The organism is Mesorhizobium sp. M7D.F.Ca.US.004.03.1.1 (genome assembly GCF_003998635.1).
Lineage (GTDB): Bacteria > Pseudomonadota > Alphaproteobacteria > Rhizobiales > Rhizobiaceae > Mesorhizobium > Mesorhizobium loti.
Genome location: NZ_RZQG01000319.1, coordinates 1 through 6,187, shown reverse-complemented (window position 1 = coordinate 6,187; position 6,187 = coordinate 1). Strand labels below are relative to the sequence as shown.

Here is a 6,187-nt window from a genome sequence, read left to right as displayed (position 1 = left end):
CCATCAGGGCCGCCACCTGATCGATGATCCTGCCGGTGATGGCTGCCGGCAGCATCAGCCACACACAACGCGGCTTGGCGAGCTTGCCGACGAATTCTTCCATTGAAGCCGCCCCTAGCGCGCCGTCAGTCACCAGAGCCGCGACGCTGGCGGGATTGATGTCGTAGACGACGCATTCGTGGCCGTCGCGCATCAGGCGCCGGACCATGTTGGCGCCCATCCGGCCCAGTCCCATCATTCCGATTTGCATGGTTTCGTCCCTGTTTTCTAGGAGATTTACGGGGTTTGTCGGGGGAAGATCTACTGGCTATCCTGCTCGCCTGATATGACGGAGAAGTCGACATTCTCCCAATCGCCGGTTGCGGGCCAGAAAAAAGTGAAGGTCAGCGTGCTTCCCTTGGGGAGGCCGGCGACGGGCAGATCGGCAAGATGGATGCCGAAAGCGTTCTCTGCCGTCTGGCTGTCATGGGCAGTTGCCCAGTTGTCGCTGCTCCAGTGAACGATTGCCGGGTCCAACAGCTCGATGCGCAGCGTTTTGCCCGCCGGCATGGTGCGGATCTTGTTGTTGAACCGCCAGGTCCTGAACGGCGATACGGTCTTGTCCTCGATGTAGCGCTTGACGCCTTGCGGCGGCATGTCGAAGACCGCACCGTCGCGCAGCGAGCGCAACAGCTTGATATGCTCCGAATGCGCCCAGACCAAAGGCATGGCGCTGCCCGAGGGCCTGCAATGCAGCAATTCGCGCTCCATCAGGTCGGGGCCGTCCCAGACTTGCTCCGGCAACAGACCGCCCGGTCCGGCCGAGCCTTCCAGCGCCTCGAGAAGGCTGGCTGCCTTGTCCTTGCGCCCTGCCGCCAGCTCATAATGGGCGCGTTCGCCCGCCAATAGCGGCCAGGGGCGGCCCTGGCCGGTGCCGTCGAATGGCGCGCCGTCTTCGTGCTCGCCATAGCCGTCGCTGGTGTAGCGATACCAGAGCGGCCCTTGCGGCAGGTCGCAGCGCAATTGAGCGTCGATGACCTTGACCGTGTTGACGATGCGCGGATCGTTGGCCGCCCGTAGACCGAAACGCACCAGCGCCAGCGCGTCCGGGCTGACGATTGCCTCGGCGGGCCGGTCGCTGTCGCCGGGCGGCCGGTTCTTGATCGGTACGTAGCCGTCCTTCGGCGAGCCGGCGTCGGCGCTGTCGGGCGGCGCGATGCGCACGTAGTAGCCGTCAACGCCAACTTGCCTGCAGATCGCCGTGCCGCTGACATAGGTCCAGCGCTCGACCTGGTCGTTCCAGACGTCGGCGGTCTCGCGCAGATAGGTCGCGGCGTCGTCCTTGCCGCAGACATCGAGCAAGTCCGCCGCAGCTAGCAGGGCCGCGATCTCGACTGCAAGCGTGAACGGGCTGTAGCCGGCATCCTCTTCCCAGCGGTCTTCGCCGGTGACCGGTCCGTTGCGCACGACATAGCTGGCGGCGTCCTCGATCATCGGCAGGAAGGTTATGAGCCTGGCGCGCGGCAAATGGCCGGCGCGCCGCAAAGCATCGGCCAACAGCAGCGGAAACGCGCATTCGTCCATCTGTATGCCGGGCCAATAGGGGGACCCGTCGAGCCATGCATTCTGCGGCCAATGGCCGTCCGGCTGCTGGATGGAGCGCAGGTAGCCGAGAATCCGCAATGCCGCCGCGGCATCGCCGGCGGCGAGGAAGCCGCCCGCCGTCTCGACCAGATCGCGCGGCCAGACCAGATGATAGCCACCGAGGTCGTCGTCGCCCTTGTTGAAGCCCCACGGGATCGACAGGCTGGCGACCGCGGCGCCCGGCACGACGATCGACCGGTGCGTCGCCAGTACCGCGGTGCTGGTGCGATAGCTGTTGATGCCTGATGCTGTGTGCCGATCCAGCGACAGCAGGCCAGTCTGCCACTTGCGCCAGTTCTGGATGTAAGACTTGGCCGCCGCCGCAAAACCCCGCTTCAGGCTGGCGAAGGCATTTTCCGCGGCCTCGTCGGGCGTTGCGCCAAAGCCCAGCGCCAGCAAGGCCTTGGTCTTTGCGGCGGAAAAACCGATCTCGCCGGTCAACGCGACATTGCCGTCCTCGGCCCGCTGGCAAGCCGGATCGAGTTGGCCGGTGTCGTGCAGTTGCTGCCAGCCGTCGGAAAAGCCGACATAGCCGGCCGCGCTGTTTTTCCAAGGCAGCGACGAGGCCAGCGCCAGGCAAGAGCCGCGCCCCGAGGCAAACAGCACGGGCTTTCCCTTGTGCTCGCCGACCCAGGCGGTGTTGCCCATGCCGGCATTGACCAGATGCGGCGCCAGAAGCGCATAGACGCGGTAGTCGCCGGGCGCACCCTTGAGCGGCGTGAAGGTGATTTCCTGCAGCAAAGCGGGACGCGCCGGGTCGGCGAGGATGCGCTTTTCGATCCGCCAGGCGCCGTCGCTCGCCGTGTTGACCAGCCGGTAGGCAGGTACGCCGTCCTCGAACGGTTCGATGGTGTGCGCGGCATCACGCTTCTCTTCCGAGAAGTAGCCGTCGGGACCGGTGACGATCAGGCCGAAATCGCGCGTGCAGGCGCTGTCGACGCGCGGATAGTAGATTTCGTTGAGGATGCCGTGGCTGATCGTGAACCAGATCTGGCCGGCTGGCGAAAGCGACGTTCCGACGCCGCTCTTGGCGCTTGACGTCCAGCGGGCCGGAATTCCCGGGGCGCCCGGAGCAACGGTTGGCGTCACTGGCATTCTGTTTCGGTCTCCTGGCCCCCTCCCTAGACCAGGACGCGAACCCTTTACAATCATTGCACCGCAAGTTGATCGGACACCGCCAATGGCGCGTCGTTGACAGCAGCGCCGGCATGCGTCCACTATTTCCCGGCACGGGAGGATCGTGAAAGCCAATGCCGGAGGTGTCCCTGGTCCTGATCGACCGGCTGCTGGCGATCTCGCGGGCGCTTGCCGGCCATATCGACCCCGGCACGGCGTTCCGCGCGACAGCCATCGAGATCGGCTCGCTCATTCCGCACGACCACATGGATCTGGCGGTGCTGTCGCATGATGGCCGCCGGCACGCCTGTTATGAAGCCGGCTTCCACACCAGCTGGAGCGAGCTTGCCCAGCATCCGCTGCCGACCGAAGTCAGCCCGATCCGCTCGGTGCTGTGGGGCGAAGTACCCTATCTGCTCGCCGACGACGCGTTGAGCGACCAGCGCTTCCATTTCGCCACGGCCATAGATGGGCCGATCTTCGCCGCCCGACTGCGCAGCCGCATCGTCGTGCCGCTCAGGGCACGCGGCGGCATCATCGGCGCGCTCAACATCAGCCGGCACGAGGTCGATTGCTACACGCTTGCCGATGTCGCCGTCGCCCAGCAATGCGCCGATCTGATCGCGCCCTATATATTCGCGCTGATCCAGACCGAGGAGGCCCGCCGGGCGATGCTTGCCGAGAGCGAGGCCCGCAACCGCGTCGAACTGCTGCGGGTCGGCGCCTCGCAATTGACCGAAGGCATGGAGCGCGAACGCCGGCGCATGGCCATGGACCTGCACGACCAGACGCTTGCCGACCTCGCCCGCATCGCGCGCCAGCTTTCGGCCCTGCGCGGCCAGGGCGTGGCGCGGGCGGCGCAGCTTGCCGACCTCGAGCAGGAGGTCGCCGGTTGTCTCACGGAGCTGCGCCACATCGTCGACGACATGCGCCCGAGCGTGCTCGAATTGTTCGGCCTGCGCGATGCCGTCGAGGCGCATCTCAACCGCAGCGTCGCCAGAGCCAAGCCGCCAATCGCCGTGCACATCGCCGACACCAGCGACGGTGGCGCCGACAGTCTGCCGGAGCCGGTTCGCACCGCGCTCTACCGGATCGTGCAGGAAGCGATCAACAATGCCGTTCGCCACGCCGCGCCACACCGCATCGACGTGCTGCTGGCGTCGACAACGAGCGTGCTTCGGGTGATCGTCACCGATGACGGCCAGGGCTGCGGCGCTGTCGATCCGGCCGCCCATGGCGGCATCGGCCATATGCACACACGGGCCGCCCTCATCGGGGCGCGGCTGCGCATGGGCCAGGCCGGCCGCAAGAGCGGCGGCACCCGTGTCGTCGTCGAGATCGACCGCCCGCCGTCGCGGGAGTTACCGGCTGCGGCGGCTGCAACAGCACCCGGCGAGTTCGCCGTGTCGGAGGCCATGTGATGCTTGTGATGATCGCCGAGAACGATGGGTTGCACCGCACCTTCGCGCGCCGGACCGTAGAGCAATTGTGGCCCGGCGACGTCGAGGTGATCGAAGCGAGCGACGGCGAGGACGCGATCAACCTGGCGGCTGAACGCGAGCCGCCGCATGTCGTGCTCGACCTGCAGATGCCGAAGGCGACCGGGATCGAGGTTGCTAGGGCGATCTGGAACCGCCGCGCCGGCACGCACATCCTGTTCTGGTCGAATTTCGCCGACGAGGCCTATGTGCGTGGCGTGGCGCGCATCGTGCCGCCGGGCTCGGTCTACGGCTATGTGCTCAAATCGGCGACGGAGGAGGGCATGCGGTCCGCCCTGCGCGGCGTTTTCCGCGATGGCCACTGCATCATCGACCGCGAGATCCGCGGCATCCAACACCGCGTGCAGGACAGGTTCGAGGGCATCACCGACGGCGAATATGAAAGCCTGATCGACATCGCGCTCGGCCTGACCGACCGGGCGATCGCAGCACGCCGCGGCCTGTCGATCCGTGGCGCGCAGAGCCGCATTAAACATGTCTACGACAAGCTTGGCATCGTTCCGGCGGAGGACGGCGCCAGCGATGCTTCGGTGTTCAACTCGCGGACGCGGGCGATCTATCTCGCCATGGCGCGCGGCCTGATCAACGTCGATGCGCTGCGCCGCGAGCAGGACCGGCTCGATGCCTGGCTGGCGGAGCAATAGCGGGCCTCGTCTTCTGCGCCTCGGCCTCATGACTGGAGTGTCCACACCCGATTCCGATGGGTTCGTGAAATTGGTGGCACGGCCAACCGGAACATCGGAAGTTCCGGCGCATTGCTAGTGAACGCCATTCCAATTCACTGCCTGCGGACTCAAAGTGCGACCCTCAATCACAGATTCATGGCACTTGGTGCGTGAAAGCGTAGCCGGCTTCATCAACGACAATGCTCTTAGTCACGGTGCTGCGATGGCCTTTTATGCTGCCACCTCGCTGGCGCCGATCTTGCTGATTGTGGTTGCGATTGCTGGTCTCGTATTCGGTCATGATGCCGCACAATTGGCTTTGTCGGCCCAGATCTCCGGGCTGATGGGGCCGGAAAGCGCCGATCTCCTCAAGACCGCACTGCAAAGTGCATCTAGCAAGCTGTACGGGACGTGGGCCGCAATCATAGGGCTGGCCACCTTGTTGGTGGCCGCCTCTGGCGTCTTCGGCGAAATGCAGCAGTCGTTGAACACAATTTGGAAGGTTGAACCGCAGGGCAACTCCTTGTCGCGTCTGGTGCGGGCACGGGCCGCCAGTCTAGGGTTGGTGGCCGCGCTCGGGTTCCTGTTGCTGGTTTCTCTCATAGCAAGCGCTGCGATTTCGGCGCTGAGCGATTTCATCAACGTCCATCTGCCGTTTGGAACGATCATACTCAGTGGGATCAACGGCGTCGTTTCGTTTGCGCTCATTTCCGTGATGTTCGCTGCCATTTACAAAGTTTTGCCCGATCGAACCCTGGAATGGCGCGATGTAGGGATTGGCGCTGTTGTGACCGCTGCCCTGTTCACGTTGGGGAAATCGCTTATCGGCTGGTATATCGGCACCAGCGCGACTGCGTCCTCGTATGGCGCGGCGGGTGGTCTGCTCGTCGTACTGCTCTGGGTTTACTATTCGTCGGAAATTTTCCTTCTCGGTGCCGAGTTAACGCGCGCCTATTCCATTAGGCACGGCAGCAGGTCCGATCTGAAAACCTTGATTCACAGTCCCTTGCCCACGCAGCACAACCCATTTTGCGCAGGGCAAAAATCCAACTCTGCTGGCGTGGTCGTGCTCGTGGCGGTGGCGTGCGCGAGCGCGACCTTGACCGCGCTTTTGCTGGGTGTTCGCCGGCCCTAGTCCGACCTCGCCGTAGCCGCTAACACTCTGCCCCGATTAGCCCCTGCGCGACTGTGCAAACGCACAGTCGGCCATGCGCTTTGACCCGTATCGCCACGCCGGCGCCGCAACTACGCTCAACCCCAACAAGAAGATATATCGGGGAAGCG

Annotated in this window: 5 protein-coding genes; 3 read left to right on the top strand and 2 right to left on the bottom strand. The window is 64.8% G+C overall.

From position 1 onward, the window contains the following. Positions 1 to 250: NAD(P)-binding domain-containing protein (locus EN935_RS18400; RefSeq protein ID WP_245489001.1), on the bottom strand; the 250-nt coding region annotated here is incomplete at its 3' end. A 50-nt stretch (positions 251 to 300) separates the two neighbouring features. Beyond that, a complete protein-coding gene (locus EN935_RS18395; RefSeq protein ID WP_127262231.1) occupies positions 301 to 2,718 on the bottom strand; it encodes a glucan 1,4-alpha-glucosidase in 2,418 nt (805 codons plus the stop codon). 155 nt (positions 2,719 to 2,873) lie between these two features. Between EN935_RS18395 and EN935_RS18390 the strand changes: the two genes are divergently transcribed. From EN935_RS18390 to EN935_RS18380, 3 genes are all read left to right on the top strand, one after another. Continuing rightward, entirely contained in the window at positions 2,874 to 4,160 is a 1,287-nt protein-coding gene (locus EN935_RS18390) for a histidine kinase (RefSeq protein WP_109664007.1), read from the top strand. After that, complete coding sequence (locus tag EN935_RS18385) at positions 4,160 to 4,882, top strand: response regulator transcription factor (protein ID WP_109664011.1); 723 nt, start codon at positions 4,160 to 4,162, stop codon at positions 4,880 to 4,882. The genes EN935_RS18390 and EN935_RS18385 overlap by 1 nt, the downstream gene beginning before the upstream one ends. A 187-nt stretch (positions 4,883 to 5,069) precedes the next feature. Next, a complete protein-coding gene (locus EN935_RS18380; protein ID WP_245468599.1) occupies positions 5,070 to 6,038 on the top strand; it encodes a YihY/virulence factor BrkB family protein in 969 nt (322 codons plus the stop codon). The last annotated feature ends 149 nt before the right edge of the window (positions 6,039 to 6,187 follow it).